This window comes from Cupriavidus sp. DB3 (assembly GCF_020418465.1).
GTDB lineage: Bacteria > Pseudomonadota > Gammaproteobacteria > Burkholderiales > Burkholderiaceae > Cupriavidus > Cupriavidus cauae.
Genome location: NZ_JAIZPL010000001.1, coordinates 682090 through 701213, shown reverse-complemented (window position 1 = coordinate 701213; position 19124 = coordinate 682090). Strand labels below are relative to the sequence as shown.

Genomic DNA, 19124 nt, shown 5'->3' with positions numbered 1-19124 from the left:
GGCGCCATGCCGTCATGCCGTCATGCCGCCATGGCGCCGGGCCCCTGCCGATCGGCCTCCGCATGGAAATGCGGCAGCACGTAGGCCGCGATTTCCTCCATCGCGTCGCTGACCGGCCGTTGGCTGCGGCGGAAATGCAGGCCGACATGGCGCACGCCGGCCTCGCGCATGGCGTGCAGTTCCTCGATCAGGCCGTGGCGCCCGACCGCGCCGCCGAAGCGGTGCCGTTGCATGGGCGCATCCGGGTCCGCCAGCAGGTCCAGATGGATGAAGCTGATGTAGGGCTTGTCGCCGGCGACCTCGCGCCATAGCGCGCTGCGGCGGACATGGTCCTGCGGGGTTCCGGGATAGGCCAGCCAGCCGTCCATATGCTGCCCGACCCAGCTCGGCGTCTGCTGCGCCAGCCCGGCCACCAGCAGGGGCAGCGGACCCGTGGGGCGCGGCAACAGCGCGATCCCGCTCGGCAGGTCGGCGCCGCCGTTGCGCAGCAGCGCCACCTGCTCGCGGAAATTCTGTCCGCGGTTGTCGAAGTCACGGCCGAAGATCGGGTATTCCACCGGCCGGTCGCCGCTGGCCACGCCGAGCAGCAGCCGGCCGTTGCTGAGCTGGTCGATGGTCGTGGCGGACTTCAGCGTCAGATAGGGATCGCGCAGCGGCAGCACGATGGCCGCCGTGCCGAGCAGGATGCGCTCGGTGATGCCGGCCAGATAGCCGAGGTAGGAAAAGGCCTCGAAGACCTGTGCAGCGTCGCCGAAGTGCGGATCGTACAAAGGCACGTCGCGTACCCACAGCGCGCGAAAGCCCGCGCGGTCCGCCAGTTGCGCCAGCGCGCGATGCGCCGACAGATCGGGCTCGCCCGGCAGGCGCCCGTCGCGCTGGCGCGCGGCCTGGCCCGCGGGCGACCAGTCGTTGTCGAGCGGCAGCTCCACGCCGATGCTGAAGCCGCCCGAAGTCAATGTTTCCAATGCCGATGACATGACAGATTCTCCAGGCAGGCGCGCGGGCCTGCCTCTGATGCTGAGCCGATGACGGGCCGCGTCAGGCGGCAGCACTAGCCGCGGTTGCCGCGTACTCGGGGTAGTCGGTATAGCCCGCGGCGGCGCCGCCGAAATAGTTGGCACGATTGCCCGGATTCAGCGGCAGGTCGTGACGCAGCCGGTAGGGCAGGTCAGGATTGCCGATAAAGCTGCGGCCAAACCCGATCAGGTCGGCCCAGCCCTTCGCCAGCGCTTCCTCGGCGCGCGCCTTGTTGTAGTTGCCCGAATAGATCAGCGTGCCGGGATAGACCTCGCGCAGCGCCTCCTTGAAGGCGGGCGGCATCACCGGCGCGTCTTCCCAGTCGGCCTCGGCGATGTGGATATAGGCGACGCCGATCTTGCCCAGCGCGTGCGCGGCGGCGAGGTAGGTGGCTTCCGGCGTGTCGTCGACCGCGCCCTGCAGCGTGGTCAGCGGGGCCAGGCGCACGCCGATGCGATCCTTGCCGACCACGTCGGTCACGGCCTGCGCCACCTCCTTCAGAAAGCGCAGGCGATTGTGCAGCGAGCCGCCGTATTTGTCAGTGCGCGCGTTGGCCTGCGAATCGATGAACTGGTTGATCAGGTAGCCGTTGGCGCCATGCAGCTCGACGCCGTCGAAGCCCGCGTCGAGCGCGTTGCGTGCGGCCTGCGCGTAGTCGGCGACGATGCCGTGGATCTCCGGAATCGTCAGCGCGCGCGGCGCCGAGTGCTGGACCATCTCGCCGGCGCCGCCGGCCGGACCCTTGCCTTCCACATCGATAAAGACCTTGACCCCTTCGGCCACCAGCGCGGACGACGACACCGGGGCCGCATTGCCCGGCTGCAGCGAGGTGTGGGATACACGGCCGACGTGCCAGAGCTGGGCAAACATGATGCCGCCGGCGCCGTGCACCGCGTCGGTGACCTTGCGCCAGCCGGCAACCTGCTCCCGCGTGTAGATCCCCGGCGTCCATGCGTAGCCCTGGCCCTGCTGGCTGATCTGCGTGCCTTCGGAAATGATCAGGCCGGCCGAAGCGCGCTGCCGGTAGTACTCGGCCATCAGGTCGGTCGCCACGCCGCCATCGCCCGCGCGCGAGCGGGTCATCGGCGGCATCACGATGCGGTTCTCGGTGGTCAGGTTGCCAAGGCGATAGGGCGTAAACAGCATGGGTTCCTCTCGGTTTCGGTTGCGGACCGGCGTGGCGGCGGGCCATGCCGATGTGCGATGCAGCCATTGTGGGGAACGCATGCGTGTGGAAACACCCGGTCACGGGCAAATGATTCTTGCGCGAGGGTCAAGGGTCATGCCTGGCCTGGCGATACAGGGGCGGTATCCTTCGTCCGGGCCGTCGATCCAGGACGGTTCACGCCTGAGGGCACCGAACAAAAAGCGATGAGGGCTTGATGACGGAGTCGAATTCCACCCCCCGTAAACCAGCGATCGGCCTTGCCGGCGCGGCGCGCGATCTCTATCGGGCGCTATGGCATCACGCCCGCGGCGTGCGGGTTCAGCTGGTCGGGGCTTCGGGCCTGCTGGCTGCCGCGCAGCTGCTGCGGCTGACCATGCCATGGCTCGCCGCGCAGGCGATCAACGCGCTGCAGCGTGACAACATCGCCGAGGCGGGCCGCTGGATCGTCTATCTGGTCGGCATCTACCTGCTGTCGTGGCTGCTGCACGGTCCGGGCCGCGTGCTCGAGCGCAACGTGGGTGTGCGCGTGCGCGAGCGGCTGGGCGACCAGCTCTATGCGCGCATCGCCGCGGCACCGCTGGCCTGGCGCGATGGCCGGCATTCGGGCGAGCTGCAGCACCGCGTGGTGCAGTCCAGCCGCGCGCTGTCGGACTTCGCGCAGAACCAGTTCGTCTACCTGCAGAACGCCTTCAATTTCGTCGGCCCGCTGGTCGCGCTGACGATGCTTTCGCGCACCAGCGGCCTGATCGCGGTCACCGGCTACGTGGTGATCGCCCTGATCATCCTGCGCTTCGACCGCACGCTGATGCAGCTGGCCCGCGCGGAAAGCGACGCCGAGCGCCGTTATGCCGCCGCGCTGCTCGACTTTGTCGGCAACGCCGGCACCGTGATCGGGCTGCGCCTGCAGGCCGCGTCGCGCACGCTGCTCGGCCGCCGGATGGCGGCGGTGATGGCGCCGTTGCGCCGCGCGGTGATGGTCAACGAGGGCAAATGGTTCGCGGTGGACCTGCTCGGCATGGGGCTGACCTGGATCCTGGTGGTGATGTACGTGCTGCAGGAGCGCTCGCCGGGGCAGGCGGTGCCGCTGGGTACCGTCTTCATGATCTACCAGTACGCACAGCAGGCCGCGTCCGTGGTGGGCTCGATGGCGGCGAACTTCCAGAGCTTCGCGCGGATGCATACCGACTACGGCAGTGCCGAGCCGATCTGGGAGGCGCCCGGCGATCCGGACGCCGCCGTGCCGGCCGTGGTGCCCGATGCCCCGTGGCAGACGCTGGAGCTGCGCGGCGCCACGGTGCACTACGCCGATGGGGCGCGCGGCGGCCTGCATGGCATCGACCTGGTGCTGCGCCGTGGCGCGCGCGTGGCGTTGATCGGCCCGAGCGGCGGTGGCAAGAGCACGCTGCTGCGGACGCTCGCCGGGCTCTATCACCCGCAGCACGGCGAACTGCGGCGCGATGGCGCGGCGGTGGGCTGGACCGAGCTGCGTACGCTGGCCACGCTGATTCCGCAGGAGGCCGAGGTCTTCGAGGCCAGCGTCGAAGAGAACCTGACCTTCGGCTTGCCGGTGGACCCGGCGGCGCTGACCGGCGCCGTGCATACGGGCGGATTTGACGAGGTATTGCACCGCCTTCCCGACGGCCTCGCCAGCGCCATCAACGAGCGCGGCGGGAACCTGTCGGGCGGTCAACGGCAGCGGCTGGCACTGGCCCGCGGCGCGCTCGCGGCGCAGGGAAGCTCGCTGCTGCTGCTCGACGAGCCGACCAGCGCGCTCGACCCGCAGGCCGAGGCCAGGGTATTCGATCGCATGGATGCCGCCTTTCCATCCGCCTGCATCGTCGCGTCGGTCCATCGGCCCAGCCTGCTTGCGCGGTTCGATTCGATCGTGGTGATGGAGAGTGGCAAGGTCGTCGATGCCGGGCCGCGCGACGAGGTGCTCGCCAGGCGGGCGCATTGAATCGGCTCAGCGATCGTTCCGGCGCCCGCTTGTGCGGCCCGTGTCTGTGCGAGCCTTATCTGGACGTGCCTTGGCTGTGCGCGGCTGATCAGTACGCGGGCCAGCAGTACGCGCGCCAGCAGTACGCGCATTATCTGTCCGCGATTTGCCGGACCCTGAACGGATAGCGACGGGCCTCGCGCGCGCCGGGCCTGTCGCCGTGCCGCTTCCCAGCGCGCCCGCCGCCGCGGCGCGCAGCATGCGCCGGAACGTCGGGCACTCCAGATGGCTCCGCGCCGGGCAGACCGCGGCATGCCGGAGCCCGTCCCGCATCGCCGTCAGCCGGCGGATCGTCCGGTCCAGTTCGTCGGCCTTGGCGGAAAGCCGCGCGCGGTCGATGCGCGGCCGGCCGTCGCTGGCAAACATCAACCCGATCTCGTCCAGCGAAAAGCCCGCCGCCTGCCCGAGCGCGATCAGCGCCAGCCGGTCCAGCACGGCCGGCTCGAACACGCGCCGCAATCCGCGCCTGCCGACCGACACGATCAGTCCCTTTTCCTCATAGAAGCGCAGCGTGGAGGCGGGAACGCCAGATCGTTGCGCCACTTCGGCAATGTCCATCTCCGCGGCCCTTGACTTCAAGTTGACTTGAAGTGCCATGATGGCTTCCATGGACCTGGAATGCAACTGCGAGGAGCCGACGATGAATGAGGAGGATGCCCATGCATGACGCTGCCCGTTTGCTGCTGCTGGCCGTGGCCATCGGCGCCGGCGCAACGCTGGCGATGGATCTCTGGGGCCTCGCGCAAAAGCACTGGCTCGGCATGAAGCCGCTGGATTACGGCATGGTCGGCCGCTGGCTCGGCCACATGCCACGCGGCCGCTTCCGCCACGAGGCCATCGAACAGGCGCCGGCGATTCCGGCCGAACGCCTGATCGGCTGGACCGCGCACTACGTGACCGGCATCGTGTTCGCCGCCGTGCTGCTGGCGGTATGGGGGCCGCAGTGGGCCTGCCGTCCGACCATCGGCCCCGCGCTGATCGTGGGTCTCGCCAGTGTGGTGTTTCCTTTCCTGCTGATGCAGCCCGGCATGGGCGCCGGCATTGCGGCCCGCCGTACGCCAAAGCCCGGCGTCGCGCGCTTGCGCAGCGTCGTCACGCACGGCGTATTTGGCCTTGGCCTCTACGCGTCGGCCAGGCTGATGCTGGTGCTGAACGGCGCGCTGGCAGGATCGCAGATCGGACTGCCGGGATTCTGCGGCGCGTAGCCGCTGGAGCTACGTAGCTCGATCGACGCCATGCCGGGCGCTGAAACCGGCCGTTGGAGCAACCCGCTTGCCCCAACGGCCTTGCGCCATCAGGCGGGCCTCGCCCCCGCTCCCTGCAGGAAGGCGCGCTCCGCCAGCCCCGCCAGGCCGGCTCGCGCGATGCGTCCGCGCCGTTCTCCGTCGAGCAGGCCGATCAGCACCGACGCCCAGATTTCCGTCAGCGCCTGCGCAGTGATGTCGATGCGAAAGACGCCCTGCTGCTGGCCGCGCAGAAAGAAGGCGTCCAGCTTGCCCTCCCAGTCGGTCTGCCAATCCGACGAGACGCCGGAAACGACCTCGCGCCAGTAATAGATCAGGAACGCCGCCACCTCCCGTTGTTCGACCATGTTCGCATTCAGGCGCCGCAGTGCGTCAAGGGGAGAGGGATCGTCCAATCCGGCGGACTGGATGACGTTGGCCAGCACGCGGACACAGTGGTCGATCAGGCGGGAAATCAGTTCGTCCCGTGTCCGGCAGAACCGGTACAGCGTCGCCTTGCTGATGCCGACGGCCTTGGCCAGGTCCTGCAGGGTGCCGCGAGGCTGGTCGACGAGCGCCAGTGCCAGGGCGGCGAGAAGGCGGCTGTGGTCTTCATTCGATGCAGTGACAGCCGTCATGACGGGGTGAAATCCATGTTTTGTATCTCAAGAAGCACTTTATGTGGCTTTTGCGGGGTAACGCGTTGCGCCTGCGACCCGGATTATCCGGCAAAAACGACTTCCATCACACCATATGAATCTTTATTGATTCATATGATTAATGCGCGTACCATGCGCTCCTTTGCCGAACATTCGAGAAGGTAGACATGAAGCACTTTCCAAAGCGGGGGTGGCGCGCGCTGACCATGGCGGCGGCGGTCATCGTCACGGCGGCATGCGGCAATGCGGAACAGCCGGCCGCGCCGGCGGCTCCCTCGGTCGAGGTGCTGACGTTGCAGCCCAGGCCGATGGCGGTCAGCAGCGAGCTGCCCGGCCGCATCGAACCGGTTCGTGTCGCCGAGGTGCGGGCGCGGGTCGCCGGCATCGTGCTCAAGCGCAACTTCAAGGAAGGCAGCGACGTCAAGGCGGGCGATGCGCTGTTCCAGATCGATCCCGCGCCGTTGCAGGCGGCGCTGTCGCGCGCCGAGGGCGAGCTTGCGCGCGCGGAAGCCGTGCTGGCCGACGCCGATGCGGTGGTGCGCCGCTATGCCCCGCTGGTCGAGATCGAGGCGGTCAGCCGGCAGGATTTCGATGCGGCGCAGGCCACGCTGAAGAGCGCGCAGGCCGCGCGCCGCAGCGCAGCCGCGGAAGTGAAGACCGCGCGCCTGAACCTGGAATACGCGACGGTGCGGGCGCCGATTTCCGGCCGGATCGGCCGCGCGCTGGTCACGGAAGGGGCGCTGGTCGGGCAGGGCGAGGCGACGCCGATGGCGACCATCCAGCAGCTCGACCCGGTCTATGTCGACTTCAAGCAGCCGGTCGCCGACGTCCTTCGCATGCGCGAGGCGCTGGAGCAGGGCCGCTTGCAGCAGGCGCCGGAAGGCGGCGTTCCAATCGTGGCGACCATCGAAGGCACCGACAAGAAGCGCGAAGGGCGGCTGCTGTTCTCGGACATTTCCGTCGACCGCGGCACCGGGCAGGTGTCGCTGCGCGGCCAATTGCCCAACGCCGACAGCCTGCTGCTGCCCGGCATGTATGTGCGCGTGCATGTCACGCACGCGATCGATCCCGCGGCGATGCTGGTGCCGCAGCGGGCGGTGCGGCGCAATCCCGATGGCAAGGCGCAGCTGCTGGTGGTGGGCAAGGGCGACGTGGCCGAGACCCGGCAGGTTCGTACCGGCCCCATGCAGGGCGCCGAGTGGCAAATCCTCGAGGGCGTGAAGCCGGGCGAGCGCATTGTGGTCGGCGGCGACGCAAGCCCCGGGCAGAAGGTCACCATCGCCCCGGCGGCGCCGGCCAGGCAGGCGACCGGGCAAGCCGGCCAGGGCGGCCAGGCCGGGCATGAGCGCGAGGCCGCGCCCTCGAACAGTCCTCCGGCGGAACGAGGCTAGGCGCGCAGGCGCCGCGCCACTGAATAACAAATCATGCTGCCAAGATTCTTCATTCATCGGCCCAACTTCGCCTGGGTACTGGCGATCTTCATCGTGCTGGCGGGACTGCTCGCCATGCCGTCCCTGCCGGTCTCGCAATATCCGACCGTCGCGCCGCCGCAGATCGCGATTTCGGCGATGTACCCGGGCGCGTCCGCCACCACGCTGGTCGATTCGGTGACCAGCGTCATCGAGGAGGAGCTGAACGGCGCCAAGGGGATGCTGTACTACGACTCGTCCAGCAGCTCCGCCGGCATCGCGGAAATCACCGTAACGTTCGCGCCCGGCGTCGATCCCGACCTGGCGCAGGTCGACGTGCAGAACCGCATCAAGCAGGCCGAAGCGCGCCTGCCGGCCGCCGTCACGCGCCAGGGCCTGCGTACCGAGCAGGTCAGCGCGGGCTTCCTGATGGTCTATTCGATCAACTTCAAGGGAGACGACGCGGGCAAGGACATGGTCACGCTGGCCGACTATGCGGCGCGCCGGATCAATAACGAGATCCGGCGTGTGCCGGGGGTCGGCAAGGTCCAGTTCTTCGGCGCCGAAGCCGCGATGCGCGTGTGGATCGATCCGCAGAAGCTGCTCGGCTACGGGCTGTCGGTGGCCGACGTCAACGAGGCCATCGCCGCGCAGAACGTGCAGGTGCCGGCCGGCAGCTTCGGCAGCCCGCCCGGCAGCGCGGACCAGGAGCTGAGCGCGACCATCGCGGTCAAGGGCATGCTGACGACCACCGACGAGTTCGGCGCCATCGTGCTGCGCGCCAATCCCGACGGTTCGAAGGTGACGCTCGCCGACGTCGCGCGGCTCGAGGTCGGCCTGCAGGACTACAACTTCGACATGCTGACCAGCGGCAAGCGCGCGGTCGGTGCCGCGGTGCAGCTGCGCCCGGGCGCGAACGCGCTGGAAACCGCCCGCGCGGTGCGCGCCAAGCTCGACGAGCTGTCAAAGTCCTTCCCCGACGACATCGAATACTCGGTGCCGTACGATACCTCGCGCTTCGTCGAAGTCGCGATCGAGAAGGTCATCCACACGCTGGTGGAGGCGGTAGTGCTGGTGTTCCTGGTGATGCTGCTGTTCCTGCAGAACCTGCGCTACACGCTGATTCCGACCATCGTCGTGCCGGTGTGCCTGGCCGGCACGCTGGCGGTGATGTACGCGATCGGCTTCTCGGTCAACATGATGACGATGTTCGGCATGGTGCTGGCGATCGGCATCCTGGTCGACGACGCCATCGTGGTGGTGGAGAACGTCGAGCGGATCATGGCCGAGGAAGGGTTGGGGCCCGTGGAGGCGACCGCCAAGGCGATGAGCCAAGTGTCGGGCGCCATCATCGGCATCACGCTGGTGCTGGCCGCGGTGTTCTTCCCGCTGGCCTTCATGTCCGGATCGGTGGGCGTGATCTACCGGCAGTTCTCGCTGTCGCTCGCCGTGTCGATCCTGTTCTCCGGCTTCCTTGCGCTGACGCTGACGCCCGCGCTCTGCGCGACGCTGCTCAAGCCGATCCCGCAAGGTCACCATGAAGAGAAGCGCGGCTTCTTCGGCTGGTTCAACCGCAGGTTTGGCCGGCTGACCGAGCGGTTCACCGCGCTGAACGCGAAACTGCTGCGCCGGGCCGGCCGCTGCATGATCGTCTACGGCATGGTGGTCGCGCTGCTGGCGCTGCTGTACACGAGGCTGCCGGAATCGTTCGTGCCGATCGAGGACCAGGGCTACTTCGTCGTCGACGTGCAGCTGCCGCCGGGCGCGACCAACCAGCGCACCGAGGCCGTCGTCAAGGAGCTGGAGAGCTGGCTGCTCGGCCGCAAGGCGATGGAATCGACCACGATGGTGCTGGGCTTCAGCTTCTCGGGCAACGGCCAGAACGCGGCGCTGGGCTTTCCGACGCTGACCGACTGGTCCGAGCGCGGCAGCGGCCAGCATGCGAGCGACGAGGTCGCGGCCTTCAACGCGCAGTTTGCGGGACTGAAGGAGGCGCGCGTGATGGCGGTCGATCCGCCGCCGATCGAAGGGCTGGGCAATGCCAGCGGCTTTGCGCTGCGTCTGCAGGATCGCGGCGGCCTCGGGCGCGCCGCGCTGGTGGCGGCGCGCGATGCGCTGCTGAAGCAGGCCAACACGTCGCCGGTGCTGGCGTACGCGATGATGGAAGGCCTGGAGGACGCGCCGCAGCTGCGGCTCGATATCGACCGCGACAAGGCCGAGGCGCTGGGCGTCGGCTTCGAGGCGATCAACACCGCGCTCTCCAGCGCCTATGGTTCCGCGACCGTGGCCGACTTCGCCAACGTCGGCCGCCTGCAGCGGGTGGTGGTGCAGGCCGACGTGCGCGACCGCATGACGCCCGAAGCGCTGCTGTCGCTGAACGTGCCCAACGTGCGCGGCGAGCAGGTGCCGCTGAGCGCGTTCGCCACGCCGGAGTGGGAGATCGGCCCGGTGCAGGTGTCGCGCTACAACGGCTATCCGACGATCAAGATCATCGGCGACGCCGCGCCCGGTTTCAGTACCGGCGAGGCCATGGCCGAGATCGAACGGATCGCCGCCACGCTGCCGGCGGGCATCGGCTACGAATGGACCGGGCTGTCGTATCAGGAGCGGCAGGCCGGCGCGCAGGCACCGCTGTTGCTGGGGCTGTCCTTCCTGGTGGTCTTCCTGCTGCTGGTGGCGCTGTACGAGAGCTGGGCGATCGCCGGGGCCGTGATGCTGATCGTGCCGATCGGCGCGCTGGGCTCGGTACTGGCCGTCAATGCCGTCGGCATGCCGAACGACGTCTATTTCAAGGTGGGGCTGATCACGATCATCGGTCTGGCGGCCAAGAACGCGATCCTGATCGTCGAATTCGCCAAGTCGCTGCGCGAGCAGGGGATGCCGCTGATCGACGCGGCCCTCGAGGCGTCGCGGCTGCGTTTCCGCCCGATCGTGATGACTTCGATGGCCTTCATCCTCGGCGTCGTGCCGCTGGCCATCGCCACCGGCGCGGGCGCGGCCAGCCAGCGTGCCATCGGCACCGGCGTGATCGGCGGCATGCTGACGGCGACCACGCTGGGCGTGGTGTTCGCCCCGGTCTTCTTCGTCTGGGTGCTGTCGCGCTTCAAGCGCTACCGGGACAGCGCACGTACCAACACGCCGACTGCGACCACGACGACTGCAACGACGCCGACGGAGGGCGCGCAATGAAATCGATTCGATCCCGGATGACGCTGCCGTGCCTGCTGCTGGGCGCGGGCGCCGTCCTCGCGGGCTGCTCGCTGGCGCCGGTCTACGAGCGGCCGGCGGCGCCGGTTCCCACGCAATGGACATCCGGACAGACGGCCACGATGGCGGCCGAGGATGCGCCCGCCGCGCCGTCATCGGCGGCCGTGCTGCAATGGGACAGCTTCATCGTCGACGACAAGCTGCGCGAACTTGTCGCGCTCGCGCTCGAGAACAACCGCGACCTGCGGCAGGCGGTGCTCAACATCGAGGCGGCGCGGGCGATGTATCGCGTGCAACGCGCCGACCGTGTGCCGGGCCTGCAGGCCGAGGCGGGCGGCAGCCGGCAGCGGATTGCGGAAGACCTGCGCCAGCCGGGCATGGGCTCGGTCCAGCAGACCATGCAGGCCGGTATTGCCGTGCCGGCATTCGAGCTGGACCTGTTCGGGCGCGTGCGCAATCTTTCCGAAGCGGCGCTGCAGGAGTACTTCGCGACCGAGGCGGCCGCGCGCAGCGCCCGCATCAGCCTGGTCGCCGAGGTCATCCAGGCGTATCTGGCGCGGGACAGCGCGCAGCGGCGCCATCTGCTGACCATGCAGACGCTGCAGACGCGCGAATCGTCGCTGCGGCTGATCGCGCAGCGCCGCCAGGCCGGCACCGCTACCGCGCTGGACTTCTACGAGGCGAGCGGCCTGACCGACCAGGCGCGTGCCGACCTCGAACGTACCGACCGGGAGTTCCGCCAGGCCACCAATGCGCTCGCGCTGCTGGTGGGCGTGCCGGACATTGCCGCGCAGTTGCCGCAGGCGCCGCGCGACGATGTGCTGCTGGTGCAGACGCTGGCGCCCGGCACGCCGTCCGAACTGCTGATCCATCGGCCCGACATCCTGGCCGCGGAGCAGCGGCTGCGCGGGCGCCATGCCGACATCGGCGCGGCGCGCGCGGCGTTCTTCCCGCGCATCACCTTGACCGGCATGTTCGGCAGCGCCAGCGGCGAGCTGTCCAACCTGTTCGGCGCGGGCCAGACGGTATGGTCGTTCGCCCCGCAGCTGACGCTGCCGATCTTCTCCGGCGGGCGCAACCTCGCCAACCTGGATCTCGCCCACGTGCGCAAGGACATCGCCGTGGCGAACTACGAGAAGACGATCCAGACCGCGTTCCGCGAAGTCTCGGACGCGCTCGCGGCCACCGATACGCTCCGCCGCGAGGAGATCGCCCGCCGTGCCGTCGCGCAGACCAGCGAACAGACGCTGCGGCTGTCGGAGGCGCGCTACCGCGCCGGCGTGGACGACCATCTGCGTTACCTGGAGGCGCAGCGCAGCCACTATGCCGCGCAGACCGCGTTGATCGAGGTGGCCGCACAGCGGCAGAGCGCGCTGGCGTCGCTGTTTCGCGCGCTGGGCGGAGGATGGTCTAGCGAGGGCACGGAACAGAGGACGAACGCCGCCGAGGCACCGCCAAAGGGACAACGTTCACCAACATAGTGCGTCGAGGGATGCGGGTATCGCCGCGGACGGCGGCCTTAAGTTTTTCTTTTGATCCGGCAAATAAAGTCTTAATTTTCTTTATTTGAGCGGCCCATTAACATCGGGCGACCATCAGGAGGAGAAACCCGTCATGCCCGCCGTCCGCCATACCGTTCGCCGTCGTACCTTGTTCGCCCTGGCCGCGTTGTGCGCCATGCCTTCGCTGACTGTCGCCGCGGACAAATACCCGTCCAAGCCGATTCGCATGGTGGTGGCCTTTGCGGCGGGCGGGGCGAACGACACCATCGCCCGCATCCTGGCCAAGGAACTGCAGCAGAGCATGGGCCAGTCCGTCGTGGTCGAGAACCGCGGCGGCGCCGGCGGCCTGATCGGCTCCGACATGGTCGCCAAGGCGACGCCGGACGGCTACACGCTGCTGCTCGGCAGCGCCGGCGCGCAGACCATCATGCCGGCCCTGACCCGCAAGATGCCCTACGACCCGCGCACCGGCCTGGCGCCGGTGTCGCTGGTCGCCGAGGCGGCCAACGTGCTGATGGTCAGGACCGGCCTGCCGTTCAACAACGTCAAGGAGCTGCTCGCCGGCGCGAAGCAGAAACCGGGCGCCTATACCTACGGCTCGTCGGGCAATGGCACCACGCTGCATGTATCCGGCGCGCTGATGGAAAAGCTCGGCGGCATCGACCTGCTGCACATCCCGTACAAGGGCAACGGCCCGGCGATGAACGACCTGTACGCGGGCAACGTCGACATGGTGTTCGGCTCGGTCCCGGTCGCCATGGCCGCACTGAAGACCGGCAAGGCGAAGATCCTGGCGGTCACCACGAAGAAGCGCATTCCCTCGCTGCCGAATGTGCCGACCATGGCCGAAGCCGGTGTGCCGGGCTACGACTTCTCCAGCTGGTACGGGCTGTTCACCACCGGCGGCACCGACCCGGCCATCATCGAGCAATTGGCGCGCGAAACGGCCAAGGCGCTGGCCAGGCCCGACGTGGTGGCGGCGCTGGCGCAGCAGGGCGTCGAACCGGAGAGCAGCACGCCCGCGGCATTCCGCGCGCGCATCAACGACGAGCTGATGCGCTGGGAACGGGATATCAAGACGATGAAGATCGCGGCGGAGTAGTCATCTACTGATCGCGCTGCAGATCGGCCAGCAACTTTCGGCGTTCGCTCTTCTTCCTGATCTGTTCCGTGTCGAGCGTCGCGCCGTGCAGGCGAAGCCGGGCGCCCGATGGCGTCACGACGAAGCGGCGCCGCGCGCCGATCGGCAAGTCCTCGGTGCCATAGACCCCAAGGACGACGATTGTCACGGCCTGGACCGTCTCGGGCCGGGCCTCCTGCAATGCGGGCGACATCAGATGCTCGAACGAGCCGATGTCCCGAATCGCCGCCGGCTGCAGCGGTCCTTGCCGCGTTCTCTCCAATGGCCGCGAGTAGGCCTGCTGTTCGGCGTCCTGCGTCTCGGTCGCAGGCATCACCACCATTCCGCCGGGCGTTTCCAGTGCGACGATCACGCTCTGCACATAAACCGGGCCGGAGCTCATGTTCGTCACGAAACAGCGCGCGGCGAGCCCGTCTCCGGGGCCGCGCGTGATCAGCAGCGTGGCACGAAGCTGCCGCCGGTAACTACTGACGAATACCTGCAGGTAGATGACCCATACCAGCAGGGTGCCGACACCCGTGAGCGCGGAGATCAACTGGCTGTGGTCTGCAATCCATTGCAAGAGGCCCTCCACAAGGTTGGTTGCGCGATTTGGCGCGCGCCATTCCTTGTACGCGGAATGCGAGACTTGTGGTATCGGGCAACGTCTGACCGGCTTTGGAGTTCGGCCGAATGGCGCCGGACTGCCGGCCGCAGCCAGTGCGATGCGCGATCAGACGCTCTTTGCTCGCGCCGCGACCCGATACGCGCCCAACGCCGTGCCGGTGATCAGGATCTGCACCACGGCGCACGCCGTCGCGGGCGTTGAACCGTATCCGACCAGCTTGGTGCCCAGCGCGCCGATTGCCATTTGTCCGCAGCCGTACAGGCCGGCCGCCGCGCCGGTCAGGCCGGGAACGGCCGAGATCGAACGCGACAATGCCGCCGGGCTGGCCAGGCCCGCGCCGACCGTGAGCATGAAGGTGATTGCGATCAGCAGCGGCGCGGTCAGCCAGCCGCCGATCTGCACCAGCAACAGTGCCGACGCCATCGACAGGCTCAGGCCCGCGCCGGCATTCAGGAAGACCTCCGGCCGAACCTGGCCCGCCAATCGCTTCGTGATCATCGTTCCAACACTGGCACCGACGATCGTCACCGTGGCAAACCAGCCGATCTGCCAGACCGGCAGGCCCAGTTGCTCATGGACGATGTACGGCGAGGTCGCCAGATACGGGTAGAGCGCGGTGGTCGAACAGGATCCGCCCAGCATGAAGCCGAGATAGCGCCGGTGGCGCAGCAGGCGGCCATAGTCCCGCGCGATCGTGAACACCTCCAGCGATCGGCGCTCGGGATTCGTTTCCGGCAGCAGGCGCCAGGCGCAATACACCATCACGCCGGCGATACCCACCAGAAAGACATAGATCGCGCGCCAGCCGAACTGATCGGCCAGAAACGATCCCACGACCGGCGACAGGCCGGGGCCCACCAGCGTCAGCAGGTTCAGCAGCGCCAGATCGCTGGTGACGCGCCCGGGTGCGGCGGTATCGCGCACGATCGACCGGCCCAGCGTGATGCCCGCCGCGCCACCGAGCGCCTGCGCCAGCCGCGCAAACAGCAGCCAGGTCAGCGACGTCGCAAACAGGGCGAGGATGCTGGCGACCAGGTACAGGCCCAGCCCGATCAGCAGCGTGGGGCGTCGCCCGATCGTGTCCGATACCGGCCCGTAGATCAGTTGGCCGAAGGCCAGTCCCAATACGTAGTAGGTGATGGTCTGCTGCATGCCGGCGGCACTGGCCTGCAGGTCCGTGCCGGCCAACGGCAGCGCCGGCACGAAGATGTGCATCGCCATGGTGCCGCTGAGCGTCACCAGCACCAGCAACCACATCGGAGCGCGGACGGAAGGGTAAATCGCTTGTTGGGAGGACTGCATGATGGGGGCCCGCCTCAGACTTCGGTCAGGCGGCGTGCGATTTTCTCTAGGGCGGAGCGGGTGGTCTGCAATTCTTCGGGGGAGAGCGCTTCGAGGATCTGCGCCTCGATTTCCAAGCTTTTTCTCAGCATGCGCCTGGCCATGGCGCGGCCTGACGCCGTCAGCCGAATGCTCTTGGCGCGCCGATCGGCCTCGTCGGCTTCCCATTCGACCAGGCCCATCTCGCGCAACTGCGACAGCACCCTGACCAACGACGACTTGTCGAGCGCCAGCAGGTCGGCGAGCTCGCCCTGGCGCATGCTCGGCGCCGGGGATTCATAGAGCGCCACCAACGGCGCGCGGGACGCATCGGTCAGGCCCAGCTCGCGAAAACTCTGGTCGACGGCTCTTCGCCATCGGCGATAGACGGCGCCGATCAGGCGGCCGAGACGCGCAGGGGAGGGTTCGACAGGGATGGAATGCGATGCCCGGGAGGGCGGGATGGGTGGCATGCAAACTATTCTGACGCGGAGATTGTTTGCATGTCAACCAAAAACTTGGGTGGCCGTGCTCTGCCGCTGGGGTTCGCCTAACCGGCATCCGTATTTAACAAGCGTCTTATCCGCTATATTTCCGCCTTAAATTCAAAAAATATCAAGTTATATATTATTGATTCAGAAATACCGATTACTTAAACTCGTTTCCATCCCAAGCGCAAAAGACACCGGAGACAGCGATGGAGGCGACAGAGACCGCGCAGCGCACCTTGACGGTACGCATTTCTCGCGGCACCGAGGAAGGCAACTTCGCGACCTATGAAGTGCCATGGCGCGAGAACCAGACGGTGCTCGACGTGGTGACCGAAGTGCAGCGCCGCATCGATTCCACGTTGTCCTATCGCTTCGCATGCCGGGTCGGCGTATGCGGGTCCTGCGCGATGACCGTCAATGGCAAGCCCCGCTGGACATGCCGCACCCACGTCAGCCGCGTGCAGGAGGATGGCGTGATCGTCATCGAGCCGCTGCGCAATATGCCGCTCATCAAGGACCTGGTGGTGGACATGTCCGAGTTCTTCGATAAATGGAAGAAGGCCGGCAATACGTTTGTCGGCACGGCGACGCGTCACGATCCGCCCGCGGCGGTCTCGCCGACGAGCAAGAAGCGAAAGATGGCCGATGCCGCGATCGAATGCATCAATTGCGGCGTCTGCTATGCCGCCTGCGACGTGGTGTCGTGGGACAAGGACTATCTCGGCCCCGCTGCGCTCAATCGCGCCTGGACGCTCTTCAACGACGAACGCCATGCGGACCCGAAGGACGTGCTGAAGAAGGCGACGTCCGGCAGCGGCTGCAACGCCTGCCATACGCAGGGCAACTGCATGACGCACTGCCCGGTGAGCTTGAGCCCGACCGGCAGCATTGCGGGGCTGAAGAAGAACGCGCTGCTGCAGTTCCTGAAGGGAGGGGGCTGACCATGGAGCAGCGTCTGTTCGCGCTCCAGCGCTTGAGCGCGATGGTCATGGCGCCATTCGTGCTGGTCCATCTCGCGGTCATTCTGTATGCGGTACGCGGCGGCCTGACCGCCGCCGAAATCCTGTCCCGCACGCAGGGAAGCTGGCTGTGGATTCCGTTCTATTCGCTGTTCGTGGTCAGCGTCGCGGTCCACGTGCCCATCGGCCTGCGCAACATCCTGATCGAATGGGCCCGCCTGAGCCGTGGCGCGTCTTCGGTGTTGTGCCTGCTGTTCGGGCTGTTGCTGATGTGGATGGGATTGCGCGCCGTCGCGGCGGTCGGAGGTTTCATGTCATGAAGTCTCCCCGCAACCATCGCGCGTACTGGGCCTTTCTCGGCCATCGCCTGTCCGGGCTCGCACTGGGCATCTTCTTGCCGGCGCATTTCTATGTGCTCGGCCTCGCGCTCGATCAACGCGCGCGCATGGACGCCTTCCTGAAATTCGCCGACATGGGCGCCGTCAAGTTCGGCGAATGGGGCCTGGTGCTGCTGCTGTCCATTCACATGTGCTTCGGCCTGCGATTGCTGGCGCTTGAACTGCTGCCATGGAGCTCCGCCCGCGACGCGCGCCTGTCGTGGATCAGCTGGGGTGGTGCGCTGTCCCTGTTCGTCGGCGTGATCTTTGCCCTGGGGGTCATCTGAAATGCAAGTCGAGAACCATAAAACGGACATCCTGATTCTTGGCACCGGCGGCGCCGGGCTGTTCGCCGCGCTGCATGCGAAGAAGGCGAATCCGGCGCTCAAGGTATCGGTGGCCGTCAAGGGCCTGCTCGGAAAATGCGGCTGCACCCGCATGGTCCAGGGCGGCTATAACGTGGCACTGTCCGCGGGCGATTCCGTCGAGCGCCATTTCATGGACACGATCGAGGGCGGCAAATGGCTGCCGCGGCAGGACCTGGCGTGGCGGCTGGTGCAGGGGGCGGTCGAACGCGTGCGCGAGCTCGAGAACGAGATCGGCTGCTTCTTCGACCGCAATCCGGACGGCACGCTGCACCAGAAGGCCTTTGCAGGGCAGAGCTTCGATCGTACCGTTCACAAGGCCGACTTGACCGGCATCGAGATCATCAACCGGCTGATGGAACAGGTGCGGGCGCTCGACGTCGAGGAAATGGAGGAGCATCGCGCCATCGAGCTGATCCCGGCCGTGGACGGATCGGGTATCGCCGGCGTTCTGTTCATCGACATGCGCCGCGGCACCTATCGCTTCGTGCAGGCGAAAGCCGTGCTGCTGGCCACCGGCGCCGGCCCGACCATGTACCGCTACCACACGCCCTCGGGCGACAAGACCTGCGACGGCCTGGCGATGGCCATGCGCTATGGCCTGAGCCTGCGCGACATGGAGATGGTGCAGTTTCACCCGACGGGGCTGCTCGGCGGCCCGGATACCCGCATGACCGGTACCGTGCTGGAAGAGGGCCTGCGGGGCGCCGGCGGCTGGCTCATCAACGGCGACGGCGAGCGCTTCATGACCAACTACGACGCGCGCGGCGAGCGTGCGACGCGCGACGTGGTCAGTCGCGGCATCTATGCCGAGATGCGTGCCGGCCGTACCGGCCCGATGGGCGGCATCTATATCCAGATGAGCCACCTCGGGCCCGAAAAGGTCGCAAAGACCTTCCCCGGCATGGTCAACCGTTGCAAGGACTGCGGCTTCGACCTCGCCGGCGGCCGTGTGGAGGTGGTACCGACCGCCCACTACCTGATGGGCGGCGTGGAATTCGATGTCGACTGCAGCACCGCTTCGCCGGGCTTGTTTGCGGCGGGCGAAGACTGCGGCGGCGTCCACGGTGCCAACCGCCTCGGGGGCAACGGTGTGGCCAACTCCACGGTGTTTGGCGGTATCGCCGGCGATTCGATGGCCGCCTATGTCTCGGGCGTGCGGCAATGGAAGGAGCCCGACAAACGGGTCATCCACGCCGGCATCGAGCGGGCCGAATATCCCTTCTCGAAGCCGCCGGGCGCCATTCATGCGCTGCGGGATGCGCTGTCGCAGACGATGTGGGATGACGTGGGCGTGCTGCGCAACGAACAGGCGATGCGCCGCGGGCTCGATGCCATCGGTTCGCACCGGCACGCATTGATGGCGATGGGGGTGTCCGATGGCGACCGCCGCTACAACGTGACCTGGCACGACTGGCTCAATCTGCAGAGCCTGGTCGATATCTCCCGCGTAATCACCGTTTCCGCGCTGGCGCGGGAAAACAGCCGCGGTGCGCATTTCCGCGAAGACTTCCCGGAGCCCGGCGATCTGCACGGCAGCCGATACACCCGCGTGAGTGCCGACGGCGACGCTATCCGCCTCGACATGGTCCCGGTGAAGTTCGACATCGTCGAGCCCGGCCAGTCGCTGATTACCGGCGAGGCCGGCCAACCCCCGAAAGTCGCCGCATAAAGGACGCTACG

The 19124-nt window shown here is 67.5% G+C and carries 16 protein-coding genes and 1 pseudogene; 10 read left to right on the top strand and 7 right to left on the bottom strand.

Translation table 11 applies throughout. The features are described 5' to 3' along the window. Positions 1 to 20 precede the first annotated feature (20 nt). Together K7G19_RS02990 and K7G19_RS02985 are read right to left on the bottom strand one after the other, a co-directional pair. A complete protein-coding gene (locus K7G19_RS02990) occupies positions 21 to 977 on the bottom strand; it encodes a TIGR03571 family LLM class oxidoreductase (protein WP_226105693.1) in 957 nt (318 codons plus the stop codon). Positions 978 to 1038: 61 nt separating this feature from the next. Continuing rightward, complete coding sequence (locus K7G19_RS02985; protein ID WP_226105691.1) at positions 1039 to 2163, bottom strand: alkene reductase; 1125 nt, start codon at positions 2161 to 2163, stop codon at positions 1039 to 1041. A 236-nt stretch (positions 2164 to 2399) separates the two neighbouring features. Here K7G19_RS02985 and K7G19_RS02980 point away from each other — a divergent pair, with 236 nt between their 5' ends. After that, positions 2400 to 4142 carry an ABC transporter ATP-binding protein gene (locus tag K7G19_RS02980; protein WP_226105689.1) on the top strand — a complete coding sequence of 581 codons (1743 nt, stop codon included), beginning with the start codon at positions 2400 to 2402 and terminating at the stop codon, positions 4140 to 4142. A 204-nt stretch (positions 4143 to 4346) separates the two neighbouring features. On the opposite strand, the pseudogene K7G19_RS02975 reads toward K7G19_RS02980, so the two are convergent. Next, positions 4347 to 4739: pseudogene (locus tag K7G19_RS02975) on the bottom strand (helix-turn-helix domain-containing protein); the annotation flags it as partial. Between the two features lie 101 nt (positions 4740 to 4840). On the opposite strand from K7G19_RS02975, the gene K7G19_RS02970 reads away from it, so the two are divergent. Beyond that, positions 4841 to 5386: a DUF2938 domain-containing protein gene (locus tag K7G19_RS02970; RefSeq protein ID WP_226105687.1), complete on the top strand. Its 546-nt coding sequence runs from the start codon at positions 4841 to 4843 to the stop codon at positions 5384 to 5386. Positions 5387 to 5475: 89 nt separating this feature from the next. On the opposite strand, the gene K7G19_RS02965 is transcribed toward K7G19_RS02970, so the two are convergent. Continuing rightward, complete coding sequence (locus K7G19_RS02965; RefSeq protein WP_149315907.1) at positions 5476 to 6042, bottom strand: TetR/AcrR family transcriptional regulator; 567 nt, start codon at positions 6040 to 6042, stop codon at positions 5476 to 5478. Between the two features lie 188 nt (positions 6043 to 6230). Between K7G19_RS02965 and K7G19_RS02960 the strand changes: the two genes are divergently transcribed. The 4 genes from K7G19_RS02960 to K7G19_RS02945 all read left to right on the top strand — a co-directional run bounded on the left by K7G19_RS02960 (position 6231) and on the right by K7G19_RS02945 (position 13283). Beyond that, on the top strand, positions 6231 to 7454 hold the full coding sequence (locus tag K7G19_RS02960; protein ID WP_226105685.1) for an efflux RND transporter periplasmic adaptor subunit: 1224 nt from the start codon (positions 6231 to 6233) through the stop codon (positions 7452 to 7454). Between the two features lie 36 nt (positions 7455 to 7490). Next, complete coding sequence (locus K7G19_RS02955; protein WP_226106293.1) at positions 7491 to 10661, top strand: efflux RND transporter permease subunit; 3171 nt, start codon at positions 7491 to 7493, stop codon at positions 10659 to 10661. After that, the gene (locus K7G19_RS02950; RefSeq protein ID WP_304524163.1) at positions 10658 to 12160 is read left to right on the top strand and encodes an efflux transporter outer membrane subunit; all 1503 of its coding nucleotides are present in this window, start codon (positions 10658 to 10660) and stop codon (positions 12158 to 12160) included. The genes K7G19_RS02955 and K7G19_RS02950 overlap by 4 nt, the downstream gene beginning before the upstream one ends. Before the next feature lie 133 nt (positions 12161 to 12293). After that, a complete protein-coding gene (locus K7G19_RS02945) occupies positions 12294 to 13283 on the top strand; it encodes a tripartite tricarboxylate transporter substrate binding protein (RefSeq protein ID WP_149315906.1) in 990 nt (329 codons plus the stop codon). A gap of 4 nt (positions 13284 to 13287) precedes the next feature. On the opposite strand, the gene K7G19_RS02940 is transcribed toward K7G19_RS02945, so the two are convergent. The 3 genes from K7G19_RS02940 to K7G19_RS02930 form a co-directional block, all read right to left on the bottom strand. Beyond that, positions 13288 to 13884 (bottom strand): hypothetical protein, encoded by a 597-nt coding sequence (locus K7G19_RS02940; RefSeq protein WP_150083953.1) that lies wholly within the window; start codon positions 13882 to 13884, stop codon positions 13288 to 13290. Positions 13885 to 14034: 150 nt separating this feature from the next. Beyond that, positions 14035 to 15186, bottom strand: coding sequence for a multidrug effflux MFS transporter (locus K7G19_RS02935; RefSeq protein ID WP_226105683.1), 1152 nt, complete (start codon positions 15184 to 15186; stop codon positions 14035 to 14037). 59 nt (positions 15187 to 15245) lie between these two features. Continuing rightward, positions 15246 to 15722 carry a MarR family winged helix-turn-helix transcriptional regulator gene (locus K7G19_RS02930; protein ID WP_226105681.1) on the bottom strand — a complete coding sequence of 159 codons (477 nt, stop codon included), beginning with the start codon at positions 15720 to 15722 and terminating at the stop codon, positions 15246 to 15248. A gap of 224 nt (positions 15723 to 15946) precedes the next feature. Here K7G19_RS02930 and K7G19_RS02925 point away from each other — a divergent pair, with 224 nt between their 5' ends. From K7G19_RS02925 to K7G19_RS02910, 4 genes are read left to right on the top strand one after another with little or no spacing between them, the layout of a single operon-like run. Beyond that, positions 15947 to 16681 carry a succinate dehydrogenase/fumarate reductase iron-sulfur subunit gene (locus tag K7G19_RS02925; RefSeq protein WP_226105679.1) on the top strand — a complete coding sequence of 245 codons (735 nt, stop codon included), beginning with the start codon at positions 15947 to 15949 and terminating at the stop codon, positions 16679 to 16681. Positions 16682 to 16683: 2 nt separating this feature from the next. Next, on the top strand, positions 16684 to 17019 hold the full coding sequence (locus tag K7G19_RS02920; RefSeq protein WP_226105677.1) for a succinate dehydrogenase: 336 nt from the start codon (positions 16684 to 16686) through the stop codon (positions 17017 to 17019). Continuing rightward, complete coding sequence (locus K7G19_RS02915; protein ID WP_226105675.1) at positions 17016 to 17363, top strand: succinate dehydrogenase; 348 nt, start codon at positions 17016 to 17018, stop codon at positions 17361 to 17363. Before K7G19_RS02920 ends, K7G19_RS02915 begins: the two co-directional genes overlap by 4 nt. Position 17364: 1 nt before the next feature. Then, the gene (locus K7G19_RS02910) at positions 17365 to 19113 is read left to right on the top strand and encodes an L-aspartate oxidase (protein ID WP_226105673.1); all 1749 of its coding nucleotides are present in this window, start codon (positions 17365 to 17367) and stop codon (positions 19111 to 19113) included. Positions 19114 to 19124: the final 11 nt, after the last annotated feature.

Excerpts from the sequence above, each read along its gene's own strand:
- K7G19_RS02990 (WP_226105693.1), bottom strand. The coding sequence starts at position 977 with ATGTCATCGGCATTGGAAACATTGACTTCGGGCGGCTTCAGCATCGGC.
- K7G19_RS02985 (WP_226105691.1), bottom strand. The coding sequence starts at position 2,163 with ATGCTGTTTACGCCCTATCGCCTTGGCAACCTGACCACCGAGAACCGC.
- K7G19_RS02980 (WP_226105689.1), top strand. The coding sequence starts at position 2,400 with ATGACGGAGTCGAATTCCACCCCCCGTAAACCAGCGATCGGCCTTGCC.
- K7G19_RS02970 (WP_226105687.1), top strand. The coding sequence starts at position 4,841 with ATGCATGACGCTGCCCGTTTGCTGCTGCTGGCCGTGGCCATCGGCGCC.
- K7G19_RS02965 (WP_149315907.1), bottom strand. The coding sequence starts at position 6,042 with ATGACGGCTGTCACTGCATCGAATGAAGACCACAGCCGCCTTCTCGCC.
- K7G19_RS02960 (WP_226105685.1), top strand. The coding sequence starts at position 6,231 with ATGAAGCACTTTCCAAAGCGGGGGTGGCGCGCGCTGACCATGGCGGCG.
- K7G19_RS02950 (WP_304524163.1), top strand. The coding sequence starts at position 10,658 with ATGAAATCGATTCGATCCCGGATGACGCTGCCGTGCCTGCTGCTGGGC.
- K7G19_RS02945 (WP_149315906.1), top strand. The coding sequence starts at position 12,294 with ATGCCCGCCGTCCGCCATACCGTTCGCCGTCGTACCTTGTTCGCCCTG.
- K7G19_RS02935 (WP_226105683.1), bottom strand. The coding sequence starts at position 15,186 with ATGTGGTTGCTGGTGCTGGTGACGCTCAGCGGCACCATGGCGATGCAC.
- K7G19_RS02930 (WP_226105681.1), bottom strand. The coding sequence starts at position 15,722 with ATGCCACCCATCCCGCCCTCCCGGGCATCGCATTCCATCCCTGTCGAA.
- K7G19_RS02925 (WP_226105679.1), top strand. The coding sequence starts at position 15,947 with ATGGAGGCGACAGAGACCGCGCAGCGCACCTTGACGGTACGCATTTCT.
- K7G19_RS02920 (WP_226105677.1), top strand. The coding sequence starts at position 16,684 with ATGGAGCAGCGTCTGTTCGCGCTCCAGCGCTTGAGCGCGATGGTCATG.
- K7G19_RS02915 (WP_226105675.1), top strand. The coding sequence starts at position 17,016 with ATGAAGTCTCCCCGCAACCATCGCGCGTACTGGGCCTTTCTCGGCCAT.
- K7G19_RS02910 (WP_226105673.1), top strand. The coding sequence starts at position 17,365 with ATGCAAGTCGAGAACCATAAAACGGACATCCTGATTCTTGGCACCGGC.